The 23,635-nt window shown below is 55.4% G+C and carries 24 protein-coding genes; 14 read left to right on the top strand and 10 right to left on the bottom strand.

The genetic code is table 11. The features are described from left to right. The first annotated feature begins 102 nt into the window (after window positions 1-102). Complete coding sequence (locus E4T21_RS14140) at window positions 103-975, top strand: choline sulfate utilization transcriptional regulator (protein WP_240349153.1); 873 nt, start codon at window positions 103-105, stop codon at window positions 973-975. On the opposite strand, the gene E4T21_RS14135 is transcribed toward E4T21_RS14140, so the two are convergent. Further along, a complete protein-coding gene (locus tag E4T21_RS14135) occupies window positions 947-1,603 on the bottom strand; it encodes a YdcF family protein (protein WP_149285676.1) in 657 nt (218 codons plus the stop codon). The two genes, E4T21_RS14140 and E4T21_RS14135, sit on opposite strands and share 29 nt — an antisense overlap. Beyond that, window positions 1,600-2,319: a TetR/AcrR family transcriptional regulator gene (locus E4T21_RS14130; RefSeq protein WP_149285675.1), complete on the bottom strand. Its 720-nt coding sequence runs from the start codon at window positions 2,317-2,319 to the stop codon at window positions 1,600-1,602. Before E4T21_RS14130 ends, E4T21_RS14135 begins: the two co-directional genes overlap by 4 nt. Window positions 2,320-2,480: 161 nt before the next feature. Between E4T21_RS14130 and E4T21_RS14125 the strand changes: the two genes are divergently transcribed. The 4 genes from E4T21_RS14125 to E4T21_RS14110 all read left to right on the top strand — a co-directional run bounded on the left by E4T21_RS14125 (window position 2,481) and on the right by E4T21_RS14110 (window position 6,088). Then, on the top strand, window positions 2,481-3,512 hold the full coding sequence (locus E4T21_RS14125) for an efflux RND transporter periplasmic adaptor subunit (protein WP_149285674.1): 1,032 nt from the start codon (window positions 2,481-2,483) through the stop codon (window positions 3,510-3,512). After that, on the top strand, window positions 3,509-4,762 hold the full coding sequence (locus tag E4T21_RS14120; RefSeq protein WP_149285673.1) for an ABC transporter permease: 1,254 nt from the start codon (window positions 3,509-3,511) through the stop codon (window positions 4,760-4,762). The genes E4T21_RS14125 and E4T21_RS14120 overlap by 4 nt, the downstream gene beginning before the upstream one ends. Next, window positions 4,759-5,454 (top strand): ABC transporter ATP-binding protein, encoded by a 696-nt coding sequence (locus tag E4T21_RS14115; RefSeq protein ID WP_149285672.1) that lies wholly within the window; start codon window positions 4,759-4,761, stop codon window positions 5,452-5,454. The genes E4T21_RS14120 and E4T21_RS14115 overlap by 4 nt, the downstream gene beginning before the upstream one ends. Before the next feature lie 64 nt (window positions 5,455-5,518). Further along, entirely contained in the window at window positions 5,519-6,088 is a 570-nt protein-coding gene (locus E4T21_RS14110; protein WP_149285671.1) for a hypothetical protein, read from the top strand. A gap of 92 nt (window positions 6,089-6,180) precedes the next feature. On the opposite strand, the gene E4T21_RS14105 is transcribed toward E4T21_RS14110, so the two are convergent. The 6 genes from E4T21_RS14105 to E4T21_RS14080 form a co-directional block, all read right to left on the bottom strand. Continuing rightward, the gene (locus tag E4T21_RS14105) at window positions 6,181-7,404 is read right to left on the bottom strand and encodes a beta propeller repeat protein (RefSeq protein WP_149285670.1); all 1,224 of its coding nucleotides are present in this window, start codon (window positions 7,402-7,404) and stop codon (window positions 6,181-6,183) included. Between the two features lie 58 nt (window positions 7,405-7,462). Then, window positions 7,463-8,443, bottom strand: coding sequence for a hypothetical protein (locus E4T21_RS14100; protein ID WP_149285669.1), 981 nt, complete (start codon window positions 8,441-8,443; stop codon window positions 7,463-7,465). Next, window positions 8,440-11,184 (bottom strand): type VI secretion system Vgr family protein, encoded by a 2,745-nt coding sequence (locus E4T21_RS14095; protein ID WP_205423392.1) that lies wholly within the window; start codon window positions 11,182-11,184, stop codon window positions 8,440-8,442. Before E4T21_RS14095 ends, E4T21_RS14100 begins: the two co-directional genes overlap by 4 nt. After that, window positions 11,165-12,268, bottom strand: coding sequence for a hypothetical protein (locus E4T21_RS14090; protein WP_149285668.1), 1,104 nt, complete (start codon window positions 12,266-12,268; stop codon window positions 11,165-11,167). The genes E4T21_RS14095 and E4T21_RS14090 overlap by 20 nt, the downstream gene beginning before the upstream one ends. Next, complete coding sequence (locus E4T21_RS14085) at window positions 12,269-12,532, bottom strand: PAAR domain-containing protein (protein WP_149285667.1); 264 nt, start codon at window positions 12,530-12,532, stop codon at window positions 12,269-12,271. It abuts the gene before it with no gap. 257 nt (window positions 12,533-12,789) lie between these two features. Next, window positions 12,790-13,215 carry a VOC family protein gene (locus tag E4T21_RS14080; RefSeq protein ID WP_149285666.1) on the bottom strand — a complete coding sequence of 142 codons (426 nt, stop codon included), beginning with the start codon at window positions 13,213-13,215 and terminating at the stop codon, window positions 12,790-12,792. Between the two features lie 147 nt (window positions 13,216-13,362). Here E4T21_RS14080 and E4T21_RS14075 point away from each other — a divergent pair, with 147 nt between their 5' ends. The 6 genes from E4T21_RS14075 to E4T21_RS14050 all read left to right on the top strand — a co-directional run bounded on the left by E4T21_RS14075 (window position 13,363) and on the right by E4T21_RS14050 (window position 19,569). Further along, window positions 13,363-14,244: a LysR family transcriptional regulator gene (locus E4T21_RS14075; protein ID WP_149285665.1), complete on the top strand. Its 882-nt coding sequence runs from the start codon at window positions 13,363-13,365 to the stop codon at window positions 14,242-14,244. A gap of 73 nt (window positions 14,245-14,317) precedes the next feature. Further along, window positions 14,318-14,860, top strand: a complete 543-nt coding sequence (locus E4T21_RS14070; protein WP_240349152.1) for a cupredoxin domain-containing protein — start codon at window positions 14,318-14,320, stop codon at window positions 14,858-14,860. Between the two features lie 7 nt (window positions 14,861-14,867). Further along, a complete protein-coding gene (locus tag E4T21_RS14065; RefSeq protein WP_149285664.1) occupies window positions 14,868-15,533 on the top strand; it encodes a response regulator transcription factor in 666 nt (221 codons plus the stop codon). After that, a complete protein-coding gene (locus E4T21_RS14060) occupies window positions 15,514-16,851 on the top strand; it encodes a sensor histidine kinase (protein ID WP_149285663.1) in 1,338 nt (445 codons plus the stop codon). The genes E4T21_RS14065 and E4T21_RS14060 overlap by 20 nt, the downstream gene beginning before the upstream one ends. Window positions 16,852-16,967: 116 nt before the next feature. Next, on the top strand, window positions 16,968-18,791 hold the full coding sequence (locus tag E4T21_RS14055; RefSeq protein WP_275898201.1) for a copper resistance system multicopper oxidase: 1,824 nt from the start codon (window positions 16,968-16,970) through the stop codon (window positions 18,789-18,791). 10 nt (window positions 18,792-18,801) lie between these two features. Continuing rightward, window positions 18,802-19,569 carry a copper resistance protein B gene (locus E4T21_RS14050; protein WP_149285662.1) on the top strand — a complete coding sequence of 256 codons (768 nt, stop codon included), beginning with the start codon at window positions 18,802-18,804 and terminating at the stop codon, window positions 19,567-19,569. Between the two features lie 11 nt (window positions 19,570-19,580). Here E4T21_RS14050 and cobO read toward each other — a convergent pair whose 3' ends face one another. Both cobO and E4T21_RS14040 read right to left on the bottom strand, forming a co-directional pair. Continuing rightward, a complete protein-coding gene (cobO, locus tag E4T21_RS14045; protein ID WP_149285661.1) occupies window positions 19,581-20,180 on the bottom strand; it encodes a cob(I)yrinic acid a,c-diamide adenosyltransferase in 600 nt (199 codons plus the stop codon). Between the two features lie 79 nt (window positions 20,181-20,259). Beyond that, the gene (locus E4T21_RS14040) at window positions 20,260-21,738 is read right to left on the bottom strand and encodes a RimK family protein (RefSeq protein WP_149285660.1); all 1,479 of its coding nucleotides are present in this window, start codon (window positions 21,736-21,738) and stop codon (window positions 20,260-20,262) included. 232 nt (window positions 21,739-21,970) lie between these two features. Here E4T21_RS14040 and E4T21_RS14035 point away from each other — a divergent pair, with 232 nt between their 5' ends. From E4T21_RS14035 to E4T21_RS14025, 3 genes are all read left to right on the top strand, one after another. Continuing rightward, the gene (locus E4T21_RS14035) at window positions 21,971-22,423 is read left to right on the top strand and encodes a GNAT family N-acetyltransferase (RefSeq protein WP_149285659.1); all 453 of its coding nucleotides are present in this window, start codon (window positions 21,971-21,973) and stop codon (window positions 22,421-22,423) included. 113 nt (window positions 22,424-22,536) lie between these two features. Continuing rightward, window positions 22,537-23,022 carry a YajQ family cyclic di-GMP-binding protein gene (locus E4T21_RS14030; protein WP_149285658.1) on the top strand — a complete coding sequence of 162 codons (486 nt, stop codon included), beginning with the start codon at window positions 22,537-22,539 and terminating at the stop codon, window positions 23,020-23,022. A 198-nt stretch (window positions 23,023-23,220) separates the two neighbouring features. Beyond that, window positions 23,221-23,604 carry a YbaN family protein gene (locus tag E4T21_RS14025; protein WP_240349151.1) on the top strand — a complete coding sequence of 128 codons (384 nt, stop codon included), beginning with the start codon at window positions 23,221-23,223 and terminating at the stop codon, window positions 23,602-23,604. Window positions 23,605-23,635: the final 31 nt, after the last annotated feature.

Raw genomic sequence — 23,635 nt, 5'->3', positions numbered from 1 at the left:
ACTGGTTGCAGTGTCTCGTCTAATCCCAGATGCTGTAAACTCGTTGAAATCTAATGTCTTCTATTAGGTGAGCTAATGTCGTGGATTGGCAGGACGACGTCGTTGAATAGCCTGAAAGTGTTTGAGGCGGCAGCACGTCATTTGAGTTTCACCGCAGCGGCCCGGGAGTTGCGCTCCACGCAGTCCGCTGTCAGCCAGCAGATTCGTGGACTGGAGGAGCAGCTTGGCCTGGTGCTGTTCGATCGTATCTATCGTGGCGTGAGGCTGACGGATGCGGGGCAGACGTTGTTTGCCAGCGTCCAGGATGGCTTTACCACCATCGACAGAACGATCGATCGTTTGCGTCAGCGCGATCGTCATCCACATGTGAACATTCTGACGGACTTCTCTTTCGCAGCCTTTTGGCTAATGCCGCGTCTGCCGTTATTTCGCCAGCGCCACCCTGATATCGATGTGCAGATCGTCACCAACCAGGGCATTCTCGACTGGCAGACCCATGATGTGGATGTGGCCGTTCTGTTCTGTGATGAGGGCACATTGGCCGGTGATGTGCCGCTGTTGTTCCGTGAGGAAGTCCTGCCGCTCTGTAGCCCTGGTTTTCTCCAGCAGCATGGTGCCATTACGGATGTTCAGTCCCTGAGCCAGGCCCCGCTACTGACATTGACGGCGGAGCAAGGGCAGCGCTGGCTGGATTGGCCACGCTACTTTGGCCTGTTGGGGTATACCGGCGTCCCCCAGAACGCTGAGCTGACCTTCAACAACTACACCTTGCTGATTCAAGCAGCGATCGCAGGGCAAGGCGTGGCGATTGGCTGGCGCGGCCTGGTGGAGGACATGCTGGAGAACGGCATCCTGGTCGGCTTGCCTGAATTGAGTGTGCAGACCGCACGGGGATATGGGTTGATCGATGCGCGTCCTGGCATGGGCGCAGCCGCCAAGCGGGCTTTCATGGAGTGGATGCTGGAGAGTGTGTAGCCACCAGATGGCGGTCGAACCCCGCGTCGATCAACCTTTGCCATGCACTGATGACAGGTTCCGGTATCTCGATCGGAGCCTGAAACCCCAGCTCGGGATATACCTGCATGCGGTGCAGGTCACCGACCATTTCCTCGATCAGGCCGAATACCCCGATGATATTGGAGACGTCATCGGGAAAGGCGATTTGCGGTGCGCTCACGGCAGCTTCGATCCCGGGCCATTGCAATGGTAGCGTCTGTTGAATTCGGCGAATGGAATAAGGCTTGGTGACGAAGGTCACCCTGCGTGCTTCAGGCATGAGCTGGCGTGCAAAGGCAATGTTTTCGGCGAAGTTGGTGGCCTTGGGTTCAAGGATGATCTGTTCTTCGGCAAGGCCGTTCTGCTGAGCCCGGTGAGCGAATATCTCGGCTTCGGGCTGCGACCACAGATAACGCGTCCAGTTGCCAGTGTTGCCGGAGATCAACAGGCGCGGTGCCAGCCCCTGTTTCACTAGTTCACAGGCGTGATCGCAGACACGCAGGTCATAAGAGCCACACGCCACAACGATATCGCTGTCGGCGAGGGTGGCATGGCCTTGGCTCAGAAAGTCACACAACACTTGGGCGCTACGCATGATGGGATTCATGAGTCATCCTTCTGTCGATCCGTCGCTGCCAATGCCTGCACGATAGCCTGTGCGAAGCCATGTTCGACATAGTTCACGCTGCCATCCTCCAGGCCAAGTATGCGATCAATCACGATACCCTGGAAATGCAGCGCCTGTTCCAGCTCATCGGCAGCCTTCGAGGCATCTTCTGTGCCTGCTGCGTGCAATGCGCGAGCCACGATGCGATAGCTGGCCGCGCCAAGGTGGAGGATGGTTTCTGCCGCGAGGTGGGCGTCTGGCACATCGAAACAACCTTCCTGGCGGCCTTGCTCGATGATGCGTGCCAATAGCGGACATACCACGGCCATGGATGCGGCGTTGATACGGTGGTAGAGCACCTGGTTACCCGGTTGGAACAGGGTATCGAACAGCCCGCGCATATGTGGCACCTGTTCTACCTTCATCTGCCGGGCCCGTGAAAGAAAGGCATTGAGCCGGGCCAGGGCATCCAGCTGCGGATGTTCCAGCACATCAGCCAACTGTTCCATACTGGCACTGGCCAGGCGTTCTACCAATGCTTCCAGGACTTCTTCCTTGGAGGAAAAATGGTGATAGAAGCCCCCCTTGGAAAGCCCCGCGTGCTGGATCAGGTCATTGACGGTGGTGTTGTCATAACCATGCTCGAAGAAGAGTGCCTGCGCACTATCGAGCAGTTCCCCGCGTCGTTGTGCTGCGCTTTTTATCTGGCGAGCCATGATGGTGTTTCCTGTAGTACCTGGACATCAGCGTAAGTACCTGGACATCAGGCGTAGCGTTTGGAAGCGTTCCTGGAGGAATCCCTGAATAATACTTGACCAGTGACCGACCATGGGTCTGTAATGAGACCGACCGTCGGTCTGTTAAAGGTAACCCGGGAATGAGCCGCGTGCAATCGTCCTCACGTCAGATATCTCGTGTGCTGGTGCTGTTAGGACTGCTGGTGATCATCGCGCTGGCGGTATGGTGGTGGCTGCGTCCGACACCGGTCTCGACGGTGACGCCGGAACGTGGTGATGCGGCGGATGTGGTCTATGCCACCGGAGTGGTCGAGCCCGATGAGTGGGCCCAGCTGGCTCCGCTTGCGCGGGGCCGGATCGAGTACCTGTGCCGCTGCGAGGACCAGTGGGTCGAGGCCGGCACTGTGCTGGTGCGTCTTGATGATCGTGAGGCAGGTGCCCGGCTGGAGGAACTGGAAGCGCGCGTGAAGCAGACGGACGATGACCTGCAACGCATGGAGCGTCTCGCCAGGCAGGGTTCTGTCAGTCGTCAAACGCTGGATCAGGCACGTAGCGATGCGCTTCGTGCCCGTGCCCTGGCCAGTGCCCAGCGAACCTTGCTTGATCACCATGTACTGCGTGCACCGCAAGCCGGCAAGGTACTGCGTCAGGATGGCGATATCGGTGAGATTGCCGGCCCAGATACGGCGCTGTTCTGGGTTGGCAGGCAAGATGGACTGGAGGTCGTTGCCGAGGTCAATGAAGAGGATATTCCCGTGGTGGAGGTAGGTCAGCGGGTACTGATTCAGTCCGATGCTTTCCCCGGACAACAGATACAGGCCGACGTCGAGCGCATCACTCCCAAAGGGGATCCGGTGGCCAGAACGTATCGTGTCTACCTGCGCCTGTCTGACGATTCTCCGTTGCGTATCGGTATGACGGTGGAAGCCAATATCATCACGCGTGTGGTGAAAAATGCGCAGTTACTGCCTGTAGAGGCCTTTCACCAGGATGATGTGTTCGTGGTGGAGGAGGGCGAAGCCCATCGGCGTACCCTGGAAGTGGGGATTCGCGGAACCGAGCGTGTCGAGGTGATCTCACCGCTGGCAGAAGACAGCCAGATCATTGTGCCTTGGCCTGCGGAACTGAAGGATGGCAGCAAGGTGACCATCACCGAGGGAGATGATGCATGACCACCCTGATCCTGGATCTGGCGGTCACGCATGTTCTGGGACGTGGACGTCAGACTTGGGTAGCCATTCTCAGCGTAGGGCTGGGAGTGGGCTTTTCCATTGCCATGGCCGCATTGATGCAGGGCGGTGAGGATGACTTGATCGACCAGTTGGTCAATGACATGCCGCATGTGCAGATCAGCGACGAACAGCGCGAAGCCCGCCGGCAACCGGTTGAGAACGTCTTTGCCGCCACCCGCATTCGCGGTCTGCGGCCACTCGAGGATCGCCGCGGGATGCTCAACCCGGAGCAGATTCGCGCCCAGTTGAGCGCCTGGGTGCCAGGTGAGCTGGTCTGGCGTCTGGAGACTCAAGGGGTGGTGCAGTATGCCGGGCGCGACCAAGGCATCACGATCTACGGCATCGAGCCTCAACCCGAGACAGAGGTAGAAGCCATCAAGGCGGAGGACTTCATCCGCGGCGACTTCTCATCCTTGCTCAGTGGTGGCAACAACATTGTCATTGGCGATGGCCTGGCGAATAAACTGGGAGCCGATTACGGCACGACTCTGACATTGGTGTCCTCGACCGGTCAGACCCGGGCATTCAAGGTCACCGGTCTGTTTCACACTGGCACCACGGCGCGTGATGAGGGGGAAGGCTACGTACTGTTGAAAAAGGCCCAGATTCTCAGCGAACGCCCGAATGTCATCAACAACATTCGCCTCTACCTGCCCGATCCAGACATGGCATCCGACGTCGCCGCCCGGGCTGAAGCGCAGGTTGGCTACAAGGCGGTGTCCTGGCAGGAAGCCAATGAGTCGCTGCTCGAGGCTCTGGTGATACGCAATGTGATCATGTACACCGTGGTCGGCACCATCCTGCTGGTGGCCGGGTTTGGCATCTATAACATCATCTCGACCCTGACCCATGAGAAAGCACGCGACATCGCCATTCTCAAGTCACTGGGTTTCACGGCGCGAGACATGCGCCGCCTGTTCGTGATCGAGGGCCTGATGTTCGGTGTCGCCGGTTCGGTTCTGGGCTGGTTGCTGGGCTTCGCGCTTTGCGTTGCCTTGTCGATGGTTCGCTTTGAGCTCAGCGGCGGTGTGGTGGGCCAGGAAATCACTCATCTGCCGTTAGCCTGGAGCATTTGGCATTACCTGATCGCTGGCGGCTTTGCCATGCTGTCGGCTGCGGTGGCTGGCTATCTTCCGGCAAGACGTGCGGCACGTCTCAATCCTGTCGCTATCATCCGGGGTGCCACATGAGCGTACTGGTCGAGACTCAGGCCCTGGAGCGTGTGCTCCCCGCTACGGTGCCGGTGACACTGGTCAGCGATATCACGCTGAGCATCAGCGACAATGAATTCGTCGCCATTACCGGGCCATCCGGTTCTGGGAAGTCATCTCTGCTCTACTTGCTGGGGCTGCTGGACAGGCCGAGTGCCGGCACCTTGAAGATTGGCGGTCGCGACATGGCCGAGCTCAGTGAAACCGAGCGAGCCGCATTGCGCCTGGCATCGATGGGCTTTGTCTTCCAGTTTCACTTCCTGTTGCCGGAATTCAGCGTGCGTGCCAATGTCGAGTTGCCGATGCGCAAGCTGGGGCGATTGTCTGCCAGCCAACGCCGCACGCGAGCCGAGGAACTGCTGGATTCGCTGGGGCTGGCGGACCATCTCGACAAGCTGCCGGAACAGTTGTCGGGTGGCCAGCGTCAACGTGTTGCCATCGCCAGGGCGCTGGCCAATGATCCGCCGCTGGTACTGGCCGATGAGCCCACCGGCAGTCTCGACAGCAAGAGCTCAGAACAGGTTTTCCATATCCTCAATGATCTGGTTCGGGAGCATGGCAAGACCGTCGTTGCCGTAACCCACGAAGAGTCTATCGCCGAACGTGTCGATCGCCGCATTCATCTCATCGATGGGCGTCTGGCGGACTGGCAGGATGATGCCATTGAATAAAAAGACATGAGAGGATGGATCATTCATACTTCTATCACGTCATAACAGGTAGGGAGACCTCTTATTGAACACTCATCATTCAAGACGTTGGGGGAGTGTGCTCAACCGCATCGCTATTGCCATTGAGCTTATTGTCTTCTTGCTTCCAACTTTTATCCCTTACTTGGTGTTCTTTATTTTTATGGGGCTTCCATCTCTTGCGATGCTGCCTATTTATCCATTCTTTATCCTGCGTGATGGCATTGATAGCTTTGATCTATCTGTTCTAATATCTCTGATTTCATCGTTCGCTACCTGTGTGCTTTATTTTATAAGCATAATGCTGGCAGTAAGGGTGGTTATAGCATATGTTTTTAAATATGAATATCCCCTCGGTTGGTGGAGGAGAAAAATATTTCATTGCATAGTCTCGAATCTTCTTTTGCAAATTTCTGCTGGCATCATAGTATTGGGTGATGTAATGGGCTGGTTCAGGAATGATATGGAAGGTATAACCACAAACTATGTTCATAGTATTGGAGTGATGGGGATATTGGAGTATTTCTTTCTCAGTGGGTTATTCTTGATAATTCCTGTGGTGCATCTGTGGGTGTTGGTTCACAGGCCAAATTTTGTTAAGAACAATACTCTCTAGACCATGGAATGCTTGTGAAAAAATTAATGAGTGCTGAGTATCAGCACCCAAAGGATTGTTGAAGATGATTTGCTGATGTCTGCTTTATCCTCTTACAAGCGCTTCCTGTAGAAAGAAAATGGAGTCGCCTTGTAAAGATATCCAGATGATTTGTCAAACCATACGGGACCGTTAGCAATACCATTGTCGATGCGCTCCCAATTTTTTCCATAGTCATGACTAACATAACTCACGTTATAGACAGGGAGATCTCCTTGTTCGTTCTTGAAGCTCTTCCCATTCAGAACAACCAAACCATTCCTCCCTGAAACAAAGAAGTTCGGGCTAAGGTTTGTATTTGTCCTAGGATCAAATAGCTCCCGATTGCCCAAGTCGGCAAGGTGTTCGAAGTCTTTACCATCCCAGCGTAATATCTGGGCTTGTCGGTGATCGTTACCTTCTTCTGGCCGGTCTCCTTCGAATGCCAGGATGAGTAAATCTCCATTATCCAGGAACGTCATTGCGTTGATGTCATACCTCTCCAACTGAGTGACCTCTTGCCACCCCTGCGTGTCATCATTGTCTGCAGGTAAACGATAGATTGGGCTGCTACTTGGCTTCTCATCATCTTCTCGATAATGGCCACTCAGGAATAGGTCACCTGTTTCATGTTGGATAGTGATATTACCCGAACGTGACCGATCACTTCCTTTCAGGCGCGCATATCCAGGTGGTAGATGACGTACTTTCCAGCTTCTTCCACCATCTTGTGTTTCAAAAAATACACTTCTCCTTTCGGGGAATAGGAACCCATGCTCTTGATTAGTAAATACAGGAGTTAAACGTATATTGTCGGCTTCTTCGGGAATCGATAGCTCTTCAAATTGACCATTGGGTACCTTGACCTTATACAGAGCGGTTTCCATATTTTGATTTTCTTGATTAAGGGTACGACTATTAACAGTTGCATAAATGACGTCGCCGACTGTATTTGAGTGCTTTCCAAATGTATATTGCTTATTGTCATCGAGCGACATTAGGAAGTTGATTCTAGAATCTTGGGAGCTAAGAAAATAAATTTGAGAGGGCTGATCAAGACGAACAGGACCGGAATATTCTTTGTCTTTTGTTCCAAATATTAGAGCTTCTTCACCAGAAAGTATCATCTCGGATATAGAGTAAGCTTTTCTTTCTTTTTTATCCTGAATTACAGAGTCTAGATTAACGAGGTTAGTGTCTTCCCAATCATTATTAAATAAACTCATGGATGCTCCTGAAAGGATAGAAAAAAACAAGGCCATTGCCAAAAAACCTAATAATACTTTTCTCAATTTCATGGCTTAGCCTTTATGTCGTATAGTTCAGTGCATTGTGATACATGAAAAAGCTGTTACTTCAAAACCATGAAGTAAGTCTTTCAAGAGCTTTGTCGACCATGTCTGAAGTCCTCTGTTTAACATCAGTCAACGTGTTTTCAATAGGGTCTGTCTCACCATTCCACCAATCCTTCGCCATAGACAATCCACTCTTTCCAACTTGGTCGTAAGTATTGGTGTCCAGCCATTCTTCTACATTTGGCATCGTGCCTATCTTATAAAGATCTAACGCAGAAAGCTCGCTTAGGCCAGCATCTAGATAGGCATTTACATGAGTGGCAAATGCGGCTTCTCTGAATTTTCTAGATTCTAGCTCCAACTCGTATGGATCAATTTCGATTGGAGTTTCAAAATCACCTTGCTCAATGACTATATTGTCTACATCTCCATTCATGTTCGCCTGGATAACATCGTCCAGATAGACTTGAAGATTGTAGCGTGCATCTGCCATCCACTGTTTTCCTCGTGGACTTAGTCGAGGCAGTAAGTAGACTGCATAACGACTGCAGTAGTAGTACCCATAATGGGTATAGTAATCGGGAGGAATATGCCCACAGCCAACGTGACGTGCCCAGAAGTTTCCGTAACGAGACCAGCCGATGTCGCTTTCGGGGTCCAGTAACTCCTCTCGCTTTAGCCAGGCGCGTTTTGCCAACTCAAAGCTTTCTGCAAGAGTGTAGACACTAATGGGGACATGTCGCAGATTCTTGAAAGACTGCTCAATGTACTCGCCTAATGTAACGCCAGTCTTCTCCACCCCATCTTCGCTAGGAAAAGAAGGCGGCTCGCTTCCTTCCGGCCAGCTTTGTTTAATGCGCTCAATATCACCAAACATCATAGGTTCGTAATAGTAGTTACATTTACCGTAGATGCTATCGCTGGCACGAGGCACAATCTTGTCGCAATGCGTGATATCGACATTGGCTGGCGACTGTGCTCCATTGGTGGTCAAGATTGCACTGCCGTTTCCCGTTGTCCGTGTCGTTTCCCTGTCGCTCATGGCGTGTTCTTCCCTAAAATCTCAATCAACGCGCTCTCCGGTACCTGGCCTTCCAAAAGGTCAGTTTCGCCAGTTTCCCCCGTTATGCCTTCGAGTATGGAGCCATCGGCCTTGGTAATGCGGTAGCGCATGTTGCTGGCGGCCATATCCGTGCCTTTCCAACGTAACTTGAAGCGCTTGTTGTAGCTGCCTGTACCTTCCGGGAAATCCTTGAAGTCGTGAGACAATCCTGCGGGGCCACCAATCGACTTTTTAGCTCCCTTGATATCGACATTCTTTGGAGCGTGAATATCGATATTGCCACCTGACAGGCGGATATAGGCATCTCCACTGGTCAGTAGAATTTCCTTCTTACCCGCGATGATGATGGCGTTGTCCGTGGACGAGAGGCGCATCGCCTGCTTGGATTGCAGTTCCATTTCATCCTGCTGTGCCTGGATATCAACCCGCCCACCAGCGGCAATCAACTTCATGCCTGCCCGATGTACGAACAGAGATATCCTATTGGCCACACTAGCTAATAGTCCTTTGCCCGAAGCAATGCTGATATCCTGGCCAGTTGAGATCGTCAGGTGCTCGCCACTATGCAGGTGAGTGCTTTTGGGGGTAGCGGTAGCAATGCCATCTGGAGATGACACCAGAATCAGAGAATCTTCCAAACCAGGGACTGTGCCTCGTCCACCGTTGTTAATTGCATACTGAGTGTCACCGGCGCCATCATCGAAGCGCTTCATGGAACCACTGGTCGAAGCTGCTTCGCCGTACTCACTATCAGCATTTTGGTTGAATGCTTGCAGTATCGTGCTCCCCGCCAAGGCTTCGGCCTCATGTTGGCTAGCGGCATCGGAGAGGGTGTGCGTGAGCTCATGGCCAGCTTGTAGCTGACGCCAGGCTTCCTCCGCATCCAACTGTGCTCCCTGAGCGCTAGGCTGCCCCCAGGTAGAGAGATACAGGCCATTCTGGGCACGAATCGCGCCATAGGCATCGGTACGCAGCTCGAAACCAGTACCACGCAAGGCACCTCTGGTGTTGCCTTGCTGGTCAATCAGATAACCCAGGTTGAGCTGAGTGGAAGACTGGGTGCTGGCCAATTGAGTACGTACCTGGCCAGTAGCATCATCCATCACCAACTGGTTGTATCCACGTCCTTTGATTTCCTTGCTCTTCAGGCCACTCATCAAGCCAGTGGAATGCCACTGTGGTTGATGTCCTCCATAGAGCTGCCCCAGCACCACGGGGTGATCTAGTTGGTTGTCCATCCACCCGACGAGCACTTCCTCGCCTGCTCGCGGCACATTGACCGTGCCCCAGTCTGGGCCACTACTGTTCTGCATCACTCGCAGCCAGCAGGAACTGAGCGTGTCGTCTCCAGAGAGACGGTCCCAGTTGAACCTGACGTGAATGCGGTTCAGGTTGTCGGTATAGACCTCATGCCCCGGTGGGGTCACCACAACAGCCGTCTGTAAGCCTACCTCAGGACGTTTATGCTCTTCGGGGCTGCGATAAGGTAGGTCATGACGCTGGCATTCCAGACGGCTGAGGTAGAAGCCATAGGTCTGCGCACGCGTGTCTTCGGTGCCAGCTTCGTTTCCCTGTTCGCCCATGACGCTATCACGAAAAGCCCGGACCATAGTTCCGAGACTGCCGGGACAGTCGCGACGCTCATAGGCAATGGGCAAGTTACTCTCGGCGAACATCTCGATGTCGATCACCGTGAACTGCCGGGCCTTTTCCTCTTGACCATCGACTCGCGGGTGATCTCGCAACTCAAACCACTCTCCCGCCGTTAAGCGGCGCGCGCCACTGATAGCGAGAATTCGCTGACTGGCGGCCTCCTGCTCCTCCATGCGTACCCGCAGCAATCGGTTGCCATAATGTGGGGAGTTCCAGGCGTATTGACCGCGATAGGCATAGCGCTCCAAAGGTTCCAGCGTCGTACTGCCTTGCACGGCATATTCCGCATCGACAAGTGGATGCTGGTGAGCACGATAATCCCGGCTGGAAAATTGAGTGCGACTACTGTGCAGGGCATGCTGTTGACGCCACTGCAGAATGCTGTCTTCCGACTGTGTGGCAGCTTGGGTATGGAAACGGATGCTCTGACGTGAGGAGGCGGGCAGAGTGGCCACATCATCGGTGAAAACGACCGTATGCTGATTCGCTTCGTGTAGGGTGTACCAAAAGATACCCTCGTGCTCGAGCCAGCGCTGCACGAAATTGGCATCGTTCTCGTTGATTTGCGAGATGTACGTGTGAGCCAGGTACTCCTGGCGCAGATCAAAGCGGTAACGCCCAGCGGCTTCCGGGTACTGGGAAAAGATATCGGTGAAGACATCAATGATACTGGTGTCCATCCAGATGCGGCAGTCTTCCCGATAGCCCAGCAGTGCGAACCAGGGCACAAAGACCAGTTGCCAGTCATGCAGGCCACCATCTGCGCCGAGGTAGGTCAGGGATTCGACCAGGCCATGACGGTAGGCTTCGCTGCCATCCTCCAAGCGAATCGCCAGGCTGACCGGGTGGCCAATCAGATCATGCTCATCAATGTTGGCATCATAGCTGATCAGATCCACCGTCCAGGCTGGCGTGCGGCCTAGGCGTTCCCGGCCATGGAAACGATGGGCCAACAGCCGGTTCTCTCCCAAGGGGGAAGAGAAGCGCAACAACCGCTTTTCCTGGGTAGTACCGACAACCATGTTGTTAAGAGAGTTGAGCGCAGCATCACGGTTGAAGTTGCTCATCTTTTGCTCCGTTGCTTTCCATAGCGCTCTGGGCATATTGCGCGTGAATCGCCCAGGTTTGAGTCTCGTCCTGAGTATTCAGAATCAGGATATCGTTTTCCCGCTGCTGAGCCAGTTGATATGCCATCACGGCTTGAGCCGCTGGTCCCACACTTTGTAGCGCTCCTGCCAGGGTGCGAACAGACCATACGTCTGTATCGAAGTAAAGGTGAGCTAAGTGGGTTTGGACAGCATCAATAAAGTGGTCGGAGCGTGAGCCACTGCTGTCACCGTCCCATACTACCCCGGCCATCCTTTCCAGCGGCATTCCCTCTTTCAGATGTGCCATCATTTCATCCAGAGGACTGGGTTGCCGACGAGAAAAACCGCTGCGCGGGGCATGCGACACATATTGAGGGGGATAGAGTTTAAGGTTTGCTGATGGTGCGTCAGGCCCTTTCACTTCGGGGGCACGCCGAAGCCAAAGCGAGACCAACATCTCTCCATGTGGCCCATCGCGCTGTCCTCTTTCCTCGATGCAAAGCGGCTCAATGGCAATGAATTGGAGGCTATCCGTTTTCGCCTCTTGCTGTTCCAGAGCTGATGCCAGCCACTCATCAAAAGCGAGCGCCGTGACCTCGAGGCCGGTTTTAGGTTGTTTATCCAATGGCCAGCTTGCCAGCAAGCTATCCAATAACGCTTGAGGCTCTACGCTGGGAGGTGCCTGTAGGACGATGCGCCGTTCCACATGAAGCAGCTCTTCATCATCTGGTAACAATACCTGGAGATGTTGCTCCAATAGCTGTTGAACCCGAGGGAGTGGTTCCAGTTTGCTGTGGCCATCCGTCTGAATGCGGCTGATGGGAAGATAGTGGCCATCCTGGCAACGCAGCCGATTATCATAGGTATAGTCGCATTGCGTAGGAGGTGTTTCAGCCATGAGCGTGTGGCTCTCTCCGCTCCCGCATATCAACCAGGCCCTTTCGACAAGAAGGAAGCTGGTATCAAACCTGAACGATGGTGTGACCGCCGTGTCTAGCTTGCGTATCTGATACTCGGGCAGTTGCAGCAGGTCGTAAATCGAGGGCTGAAAACGTCGTATCACTTAGATAATTCCTGTATCTGTGACCGAAGCAATCAATGCAGCGCCGCAGGAACACTTATCTCCGTGGCGGGCCACAGGTTTGCCATCAATGAGTGTGGTTGCATCACCGCTGACAATGACCGCCGGAGAGTGGCCATTCTTGGGACAACTGACCTTATCGCCAACCCGGGCCACGGATTTCCCCTGCACAAACGTGCTTGAGGCTCCTTCCAGCACTGTACCGCCATGAGATGTGCTGTCACCAACTAGGATCAATGGCCTCATGTTCCAACTCCCTTGAAGGTTGATGTTCACTGATCTAGGGAGGATCACATATCGCCCACTCAATAAGCATCACACGTTGGTGGAGGCAGGTTGTTTCAGCATAATGATTTGTACGCTGTCTGCGATGCCCCATTCAACCAGCAGGCCGGATGATGTGTAAAGGTTCATACATTGTAACCTTTACACATCATCCGGCCTGCCATTGAACAAGTCTTTAGTTATCTAGTTCGTTGCCTGCTTGGGGATCAGCTTAGCTATCACTTGGCGAACAGCTGACTCATGTCCTTGAATGCCTTGAACTCCAGCGCGTTGCCGCAGGGGTCGAGAAGGAACATGGTCGCCTGCTCGCCAACCTGACCCTTGAAGCGAATATAGGGCTCGATGACAAACTCGGTGCCAAAGGACTTGAGGCGCTCGGCCAGTGTTTCCCATTCTTCCCAACCCAGCACGATACCGAAGTGCGGTACGGGCACGTCGTGTCCATCCACCGGGTTGGTGTGGGCGCTTTCCTGGGAAGGTGTCTTGGGGTGTTCATGGATGACCAACTGGTGGCCATAGAAGTTGAAGTCGACCCAATGGTCACTGGAGCGGCCTTCTTCGAGGCCGAACACCTCGCCATAAAAGCGCCGCGTGGACTTGAGATCGTAGACAGGCATTGCCAGATGGAAGGGGGAAAGGCTCATGGGGCTCGCTCCTTGTTCAGTGCACGTCAGTGAATACAAGTCGGTCAATGCACGTCGTCAGTTGTTATGTACCAAGAGTATCCTCGCGCGAGTGACATAAAAATAAAATCAAACTATTTTTGTATGATTCACAAATAGGATTGATGAATGATTCGTGAGCTGAAGACATTCGTCTGTGTCGCGAGGGAGGGCACTTTCGCGGCTGCCGGGGAGCGGGTTGGCCTGACGCAGGCGGCGGTCAGTGCACAGATGAAGCGTCTGGAAGAGGCATTGGGTGTCAGTCTGTTCGAGCGCCAGGGCAGGTCAGCACGGTTGACTGCGCTGGGCCGCCAGACACTTGAGCGGGCTCAGGAACTGATCAGGCTGTATGAAGGCCTGGCTTCGTCTTCCCTGAACCCGACCGCGACGACGTTGGTGGTAATCGGTGCCATCGCCTCTGTACAACGTGCCTGGCTGCCCAGAGTGATGGCACGCTTTCATCGGCGCTTTCCTGGCTGTCGCTCACGCGTGGTGCCAGGACTGTCCATGGATCTGATCAACCAGGTGGATGCTGGAGAAATGGATATGGCGGTGGTCATCCGGCCACCATTTTCCCTGCCCAGTGATCTGAACTGGACGCTTCTGGCACGTGAACCTTTCCGCCTGGTGGTACCCGCCTCAGAACAAGGCGGCGATTGGCGTGAACTGCTGTCGACCCAGCCCTTCGTACGTTATGACCGAGCTTCCTTTGGCGGGCGTAGAGTCGATCGTTTTCTACGTGACATGCACTTCGGTGTGAAGGAAGTGTGCGAAGTGGATGAACTGGACGCCATCCTCCAACTGGTGGCCAATCATGTTGGTGTGGCGCTGGTGCCCGAAACCGCTTCGCTACGCCGCTGGCCGGCCAGTGTACGGGCCATCGATCTGGGAGAGCACACCTTTCATCGTGATATTGGCCTGGTGCACCGTGCGACAGGCCAGCTCAGCGAGCCGGTACACGCTCTGGTTCAGGCTATATCTGCGCTATCCCGCGCCAGAGAGCGTGCCTGAGGGAGGGATTCAGTCTGGTTTCAGCTTCGAACGCTATAACTGGCTTCCCGGATATGACTCAGGAGGTAATGTCATGCGTAAGATTCTGCCGATGCCAGGTTGTGGCATGTTATCGACGACGGTGTTCGCAACTGGGGTGTTCGCAATTGGGGTGTTTGCAGCTGAGGTGCTCGCAGCAGGTTCGCACGAGGGCGGACATGATGCTGTAAAAACTGGGGCGGTGAATAGCGCTGACATTGATCGCACCATTCGCGTTGAAGCAGGCGATATCTGGTTCGATACCAAGGAGCTTCAAGTATCTCCAGGTGAGACGATTCGCTTCGAAGTGATCAATACAGGCCAACTCGAACACGAATTTGTCATCGGTGATGCCGAGGCCCAGCAAGCACATCGTGAGATGATGCAGCAGATGTCAGGCAGTCACGATGCGCATGGCGGTCATGATATGGCCGAAGGCGAACATGGTGGTAGCATGCAGGCAGTCACCGTGGCGCCGGGTGAAACAAAGGAACTGGTATGGACCGCGCCACAGGATGTCGCCCAACTGGAATATGCCTGCAACATTCCGGGGCACTATGAAGTGGGCATGACAGGAACCATCGATCTCGGAGCATAGTGCGCATATGAAACTGTTGCTGCTTGAAGATGATGACCTCCTTGCCGAGAGTCTGATGGAGTGTCTGCAAGACAGCGGCTATCGCGTTGACCTGGCCACCTCATTGAGTGTGGCCAGGTCGCTTATGGGAACGGAAAGCTATGCACTGGCGGTGCTGGATCTTGGCTTGCCGGACGGCTCTGGACTGGACCTCATGAACCAGTGGCGCCAGCAGGGCCGTGACCTGCCCATTCTGATCCTCACTGCCCGCGATACCTGGGAAGACAAGGTGGTAGGTCTTGAAGGCGGGGCCGATGACTATCTGACCAAACCCTTCCATGAAGCCGAGTTGCTGGCACGTATCAAGGCGCTGCTGCGACGACGCACCGGACATGTACAGCAAGAGGTATCCCTCAACGGAATTTCGCTGGATGAAGCGAACCAATGCGTCAGGCTTCAGGATGGCAATTGGCATATGCTGACCGGAACGGAGTTCCGTCTGCTGCGCTATCTCATGCATCACCCTGACCGGGTGCTGTCCAAGGATCACTTGCTCAATCAGCTTTACTCCCTTGACCAGGATGCTGCGGCACCCAATCTGGTGGAGGTCTATGTGGCCCGTTTGCGTCGTCTATTGGGCAAGGGTCTGATCCAGACTCGCCGAGGGCAGGGTTATGTTTTCGTTTCGCGTTGACCGACGCAGCCTGCGTTTTCGTCTGCTTGCCTGGTTATCGAGCATCGCTATTGTGGTGGTGGTGGCAACCTGGGTACTGCATGGCATTCTGCTCAATCGGCTAGCCCAGGATTTCCTTGGTGAGCGTTTGCACCGTGAAGCGCTTCATGCCGTCGAGCAGCTCCGCGATGATCGCAGTTCGACGTCGTTGATGCTGGATTCGGCAAGCCGCGGTTATCAAGTCTTTCATCATCTCTATGTGTTGAAGGTGGGCGAAAATATCAGAACATCCAATCCTGAGTGGTCGCAGGATCTGGAGCCATTGCTCAGTGATGAAGACAGTGGCCTGACTGAGCTCACCATTGGGCAGCAACGTTTATTGGTCTATCGGCAACCTTTCTCCCTTGAAGGCGAACCTGGGGTGTTGCTGGTCGGCGAAGACTTTTCGCAGGTGGAGGCGGGACTCACTACCTTGCATTGGTGGGTCGGTGCCATTGCCGGTGCCTTGTTGTTGATGTTGGCCACGCTCAACCTGCTGGCAGTGAATCGTGGTCTGATGCCGCTGGCGCATCTACAGCGCCAGTTGCAAGCGTTGCAGGCGGGCCGCCGCCAACGCCTTTCTCTGCAAGATGCATCTGAACTTGATGGGCTGGTGACGCAGCTCAATCGTTTTATCGATGAAATCGAAAATCGGCTGACACGTTCACGCGAGTCCCTGGCCAACCTTTCCCATGCACTCAAGACGCCATTGGCCGCGGTAACCCAGGTGTTACGTGGATCGCGGCCTATCGATGACGAACGCCGAGAACGTCTGCTTCAGCGTATGGAAGATATGCAGGCGCTGCTCGAGGCGGAGTTGCGGCGGTCGAGGATTGCCGGTCCTCATGCCGGACGCATGGCCAGCCTGCAGCGCGACAGTCAGCGTCTGATCGAAATGTTCCGTGGTCTGTATCCCTCCAAGCGCTACGAGCTGGCATTGCTGACGAAAGAGGGTGAGGCAGAGAGGGTATTGCCGGTGGAGTCGCAGGACTTTTCAGAAATGCTGGGTGTGCTGCTCGACAATGCCGGGAAATGGTCAGCCAGCCAGGTCTGGTGCTCGATCGAAGTGGGGGACAAGGTGGTGATCACGGTAGAGGATGATGGTTCCGGCGTGCCGCCTGACGCTCTTCCCAATCTGGCAAGGCGAGGTGTCCGCTTCGATGAACGTCAACCTGGTTATGGGTTGGGGTTGTCGATTCTTGACCAGTTGATTGCGCGCTATTCCGGCAAGCTCGATTTCATGTCCAGCCCTCATGGCGGCTTGCGAGTGGTCATCGTACTGCCTGCCTTGAATGACTGAGTGGCAGTGACCAGGTAGTCGACCAGTAAGTGACTTGAAGGAAGGAGAGAGGATTCAGGGTGAATTCAGGAACCTCCGTCAATATGAGGAAAGTAAAATATTGACGGGAGTCGCGCATGGAAAATTCGATGGTCATCTCTCGCCGCCAACTGCTCAAAGGCGGCGCTGCTTTGGGTGTGGGATCGGCTGCGGCCCTGGGGCTTCAACCCGCTTGGGCAAACCCTTGGGGCCAGACCACAGCTTATTCGAAAGGTATCGAGAGCGGACCTGAGATTTCCCTGGCCATCCGCCGTGAAGCATTGCCCGTTGCCGGGAAAATCGCTCACCCGGTTACTCTCAATGGCACGAGTCCTGGGCCTTTGATCCGCCTGCAGGAAGGCCAGGATGCGGTACTCAAGGTGACCAACCTGCTGGATGAGCCCTCGTCGATCCACTGGCATGGCCTGATCCTGCCGGCCAACATGGATGGCGTACCCGGGGTGAGTTTTGCTGGCATCGCGCCAAGGGAGACCTTCACCTATCGTTTTCCGGTGCGCCAGAACGGGACTTACTGGTATCACAGCCATTCAGGGCTCCAGGAACAGGTCGGCCATCTTGGCCCACTGATCATCGACCCCGAAACGCCTGAGCCTATTCGCTACGACCGCGAACATGTGCTGTTGTTGAGCGACTGGACCTACGAAGATCCGATGACGGTCTTCCGCAATCTGAAGAGCGCCGAGGGGTACTACAACCTTCAGGAGCGCACCGTGGCGGATTTCTTTGCTGACGTGCGTGACAAGGGCTTCGCCGAAACGGCAGAGATGCGTGGCATGTGGGCGAAGATGCGCATGAGCTCGCGGGACATCGCTGACGTGACCGGTAGTACCTATACCTACCTGCTCAACGGCCACTCAGTGGAAGAGAACTGGACCGCGCTGTTCAACCCGGGCGAGCGGGTGCGCTTGCGGGTGATCAATGGCTCGGCCATGACCTATTTCGATGTGCGTATTCCTGGGCTGAAGATGACGGTGGTAGCGGCTGATGGGCAGCCGGTTCAGCCGGTGCCGGTCGACGAGTTTCGTATTGCCGTGGCAGAAACCTTCGATGTCATTGTGACCCCCGAAGCAGAGCAGGCTTACACCATCTTCGCCGAAACCATGGATCGTAGTGGTTATGCCAGAGCCACCCTGGCTCCTCGTGAAGGTATGGCCGCAGAGATTCCCGAGCGACGCAGGATTGCCGACCGGGGAATGGAAGCCATGGGGGCTCATGACATGTCGGGGATGGACCATTCCAGCATGGCGGGGATGGATCATTCCAATATGGCGGAGATGGACCATTCCAACATGGCAGGGATGGATCACTCCAATATGGCGGAAATGGGCCATTCCAATATGGCGGAAATGGATCACTCCAGCATGCAGGGCGCGGGATATGCCGGTGCCGATCAGACAACGGCAGCGGGCGAGGGGCTAGCACCCGGTATGGCTCAGCCGGGCTCTCAGTATGACCAGGCGGGCATAGGCCTTGATCCGCAGGAACGTCGTGTACTGCTCTATTCCGATCTCAAGTCTTTTGCTCCATGGCCGGATCGACGTCCACCAGGCCGTGAGATGGAGCTGCGTCTGACTGGCAACATGGCGCGCTACATGTGGTCCTTCGATGGCAAGAAATTCAGCGAGGTCAGCGGCCCGATTCACTTCACCAAAGATGAGCGCCTGCGCCTGATTCTGGTCAACGAGACGATGATGGAGCACCCCATCCACCTGCATGGCATGTGGATGGAGCTGGAGAACGGGCAGGGCGAGCTGATTCCGCGCAAGCATACGCTGAACATCAAGCCGGGGGAGCGGGTCTCTGCATTGATCACCGCGGATGCCGAGGGTAGCTGGGCTTTTCATTGCCACCTGATTTATCACATGCATGCGGGCATGTTCCGTGTGGTTAAAGTTGCCTGAGGAGGACGCCATGAAGATTACCAAGAGAGTCATCGTTTCGGGCGTTCTGCTGTGGATGCCTATGTCCGCTGTACATGCCGAGGATGGTTACGACGTAGCGCAAGACTGGCCCTCGCCGATGGAAGAACATGCCATGGGCTCGGCGCGCTTCGATCGCCTGGAATACGCCATACCCGACAAGGGCCCGGAGGCGTTGGTGTGGGAGTTCGAAGGTTGGTATGGCGGTGACATCAACCGGCTGTATCTGAAGTCGGAAGGCAGCAATGTCCAGGGTGACGACCAGGATGCTGAGTTCGAGTCCCTGGAGCTGCTTTACAGTCGGCTGGTTGCAGACTTCTGGGAAGCGCAGGTGGGCCTGGGACATCAGGGCGGGGTGTTCTCCAATGACTATGCCAAGCGTACCTACGGGGTATTCGGGCTGATGGGCACCATGCCCTATGGTATCGAGACAGACGTGGCCTTGAGAGTCAGCGAAGACGGCGATGCCTGGGCCACGCTGGAAGGCGAATACGACCTGCGCCTGACCCAGCGCCTGACGCTTCAGCCGCGCACCGAAATCCTGCTGGCTGGTAGTGAAACCAAGGAGTTCGAGATCTTTGAAGGGATGAACTCAATGCGCGTCGGTATGCGGCTTGGCTATGAAGTCAGCCGTCGCTTCGTGCCCTATGTGGGTGGCTATTGGGAAAAGCAGTACGGTGATGCCGCCGACCACAGCCGGGCTCATGGCGAGCCGACTGAGGATACTGGGGTGGTGGCAGGCGTCAGGCTGATGTTCTGAGGTGACTCCGATCAAAAGTCGATACCGCGTCGGGCTTTCAAACCGTTATTAAAGGCATGACGGACTTCCTGCATTTCGGTGATGGTGTCGGCCATGGCCAGCAGGTCGCGATGGGCGTTGCGTCCGGTGATGATCACTGTCTGGTCGCTGGGCCGGTTTTCCAGTGCGGCGGTGACCGTGGCGATATCCAGATAACCAAACTTGAGCATGTAGGTAAGTTCATCGAGTACCACCAGGTAGACCTCCGGGTCCGCCAGCATGCGTTCTGCCTCGCGCCAGACTTCCAGGCAGGCGGCTGTGTCGCTTTCCCGGTTCTGGGTATCCCAGGTAAAGCCGGTCGCCATGATAGCCACATCGAGATTGAGGTCTTCGACAAGTCGTTCGCGTTCGCCACACTCCCACAAGCCCTTGATGAACTGCACCACGCCGACACGATAGCCATAGCCCAGGGCGCGAGTCACGGTGCCCCAGGCAGCGGTGGTCTTGCCCTTGCCATTGCCGGTGAAGACCATCAGCAGGCCTCGTTCCTCGGTGGCCGCTGCGACTTTGTCGTCGACATGCTGTTTGAGCTTCTGCATGGCATTCTTGTGGCGAGTGTCACGGTCCGTCATCAGGGGCCTCATGGATATCCGAGTGTGGTGGAATGAGCGCTCAGGGGCATTGGCAGGGTAACGGAATGCCCCGGCTGCGTCAGCCCGTGCGCCCTCGGCCACGGTTTTCCATGCGCTGGAGAAACACTGCCATGATGTTTTCGTAGAGTTTCCTGCCCAGTACCGCATCTTCGATGCCGGCATCGATATTCGGGTTGTCGTTGATCTCGATGACCACCACGCGATCGCCGATCTGTTTCAGGTCAACACCATACAGCCCATTACCAATCAGCCGGGTGGCCTTGAGCGCGGTCTTTATCACCGCCTTCGGTACGTCTTCAATGGCATGGGTAGTAAAACCCCCGCTTTTCACGCTCTTGCCGGAGTGATCATAGATCTGCCAATGCCCTCGTGCCATGAAATAGCGGCTGGCAAAGAGTGGGGTGCCGTTCAGTACACCAATTCGCCAGTCGAATTCTGTCGGCAACCACTCCTGCAGCAGAAGCAGGTCTGAACTGGCGAACAGTCGCTGGGCTTCGCGTACCAGCTCGTCTGATGATGAGACCTTGACGATCCCACGAGAGAAGGAGCCATCCGGAACCTTGAGTACCAGCGGGTAATCCATGGTCTGGGCCTGATGCTTCAAGCGCACGGTTGAACTGCGTTGCAGTAGTTGAGCCTTGGGCGTTGGTACTCCCTTTGTGCGCAGCAGCTCGTGAAGATATACCTTGTTGGTGCAACGCAGGATGTCCTGCGGTGCATCGATGACGCTCAGGCCTTCGTGCTCGGCGCGCCGGGCCAGGCGCCAGGTATGGTGATCCAGCGCGGTGGTCTCACGCAGGAAAAGGCCATCGAATTCGGCCAGTCGGCCGGCATCGCGATGCGTGATCAAGGCCACATCGATACCGCAGCGCCGACCTGCCCGGATGAATTCCTTCAGGGCACCTTTGTTGCTGGGCGGCAGACGCTCTTCGGGATTGACCAGCATGGCCAGGTCGAAACGATAGCGACGCTTGGAACGTGGTGTACGCCAGATGTCGCGGGAATAACGATTAAGGGCTCGCGAGAACAGCTCCTGGCTGTCCACATTCAAGCTTTTGAGCGATAGAGGACGAACTCGAAGCAGGCGCCAGCCGGTAATCCTGCGTTCTAACCGTGCTTCCAGCAGAGGGCAGGGCAGACGTTCGAACAGGCGACGCGAGAACCTGGAAAGGCGTGAGTCGTGGCATTCGCCGAACATGACCTCGATGGTGATGCTGTCCATGCATTCATCGCGCAGCAGGTCGTTCAGTTCCTCAAGGGCTGGGGCCAGGCCTTCAAGCTGCATGGCGGTGGTGGACTTCCTGCGCAAGGTGTTCAGCGTATCGACGCTGGGCAATACCCGAGAACCTCGTGCCTGGGCAAGCAATGACACGTAGTAACCACGACCGAGATAATCCAGGTTGGTGCACAGGTTGATGACGCGTTTGGGCGTGTGCTCGATCTGAGCCAGAAAGGTGTCGGCCTCTATCAGGTCATCGGTCGGGTAATAGGGACGCCAGTCGTCGCTGCGATCGACGACGATTCTCAGAGCACACATGGCGGCGTGATCCTCAGAAGATAGGGAAAGAAACTCACCGTGAAGCAGGAAGGAGGCTGATGACAGCGTGGCGCAAGAATGCGCTTGAGCCTGGTGGAAAACAAGCCACCTCCCGTTTGAAATAAATTCATGCTGAGCAGGTGCTGACAAAGGTAGAATTCAGCACTCACATATATGTCGCTGTTCCTTGTTCTGATGCTTCGTTGTCTTGTTATTGTGGATGATCGCTTTCATGTCCGCCCAGGTTCGCCTTGCTACACCTGCTGATCTCGCCGCTTTGGTCGAGCTGGAAGATACGGTTTTCTCCGGGGACCGCTTTTCCCGACGCCAGCTATGGCACCTGCTCAATCGTGCCAATGCTCATACCCTGGTGGCGGAAGACGCATCAGGAATCATCGGTTATGGCACCTTGCTGATGCGGCGTGGCAGCAAGACGGCACGTGTTTATTCCCTGGGTATCGCGCCCCGGGCTCGTGGTGGTGGCTTGGGGCGCCGTCTACTTGAAGCGCTTGCAGCCGATGGACAGGCACTTGGCTGTACATGGCTGTCGCTGGAGGTGCGGGCCGATAACCGTATCGCTCTGGGCATGTATCGACGCTTCGGATTTCGCCTGGATAGCTGGCTTGATGACTACTACGAAGATGGCTGTGCGGCCTGGCGAATGCGCAAGGCTCTGGCGGCGTGAGAACGGAGGTCCTCTTCTGGATGTTGAAAGCATGTCTGGATGTTGAAAGCATGGCTCGCCTAACGTCACCATCTTGTTAGAATGCCTCTTTCCTTTGCCCACAGGGAGCTCACATGCCCTCATTTGATATCGTCTCTGAATTCGATCGCCACGAAGCACAGAATGCCGTGGATCAGGCCAATCGCGAAGTGCAGGGCCGTTTTGATTTCCGTGGTGTGGACGCCAGCTTCGAGCTGAACGGGCAAGAGGTGGCGTTGACGGCCGAGGTGGATTTCCAGCTCAAGCAAATGCTGGATGTGCTGCGTAGCAAGCTGATTGCACGTGGCATCGACCCACGAGTCATGGACGAGCAGAGCCCGGAATTGTCCGGCGTCAAGGCACGACAGAGCGTCAACCTCAAGCAGGGCCTGGAGCAGAAGGAAACCAAGGATATCGTCAAGCGTATCAAGGATTCCAAGCTCAAGGTCCAGGCCCAGATTCAAGGCGAGAAAGTCCGTGTCACAGGCAAGAAGCGTGATGACCTGCAAGCTGTGATGGCCCTGCTGCGCAGTGAGGAAGGACCAGACCTGGCGCTGCAGTTCGACAACTTCCGTGATTAAAATGACATTGGCAGCGGGGATGGCCTTGGTGCCGGGATGACCCTCGCGGCCAGAGGTGCAGGAACATACCGGGCTTGAATATTTAGCTGGATGCTAGCACCTTGATAGTGGAAGCCGATTGGCCAAGCGCTGGCCGTTCGGCTTCAATGAAGAGCAATGGAATGCGTCACCTTTGCCGGCAGCCTCAGGAGCCTTATCTTGCTTAACTCCACCCGACGCCTTTTTTACATCATACTGGCCTGGCTGAGTTTCGCTCTGGGCGTGCTGGGTGCCTTCCTGCCGTTGTTGCCCAGTACCTGTTTTCTGCTGGTGGCTGTCTGGGCCGCGTCCAGGGGCTCTCCCCGATTTGCCAACTGGATTCGCTCGCACCCCCGCTTCGGCCCCACGGTTGTTGCCTGGGAAGAGTCTGGGGCCATTCCCCGTCATGCCAAATGGCTGGCCATGGTCATGCTGGGTATTTCCATCACCATTCTGGCTTTCAGTGTTTCCATTCTCTGGCTGAAGGCGGGCCTGATCATTGGGCTGGTCGGTCTGGCCATCTGGATCTTCACGCGCCCGGAGCCGGTTTCCCAGTCTTCCTGAAGCGGCGGCTTCTATGTTGTTCCTGTTTCAT

Origin of the sequence: Halomonas binhaiensis, from assembly GCF_008329985.2 — a bacterium.
Classification (GTDB): domain Bacteria; phylum Pseudomonadota; class Gammaproteobacteria; order Pseudomonadales; family Halomonadaceae; genus Halomonas; species Halomonas binhaiensis.
The sequence above is the reverse complement of the archived record's forward strand: the minus strand, read 5'-3'. Positions and strand labels throughout refer to the sequence as shown.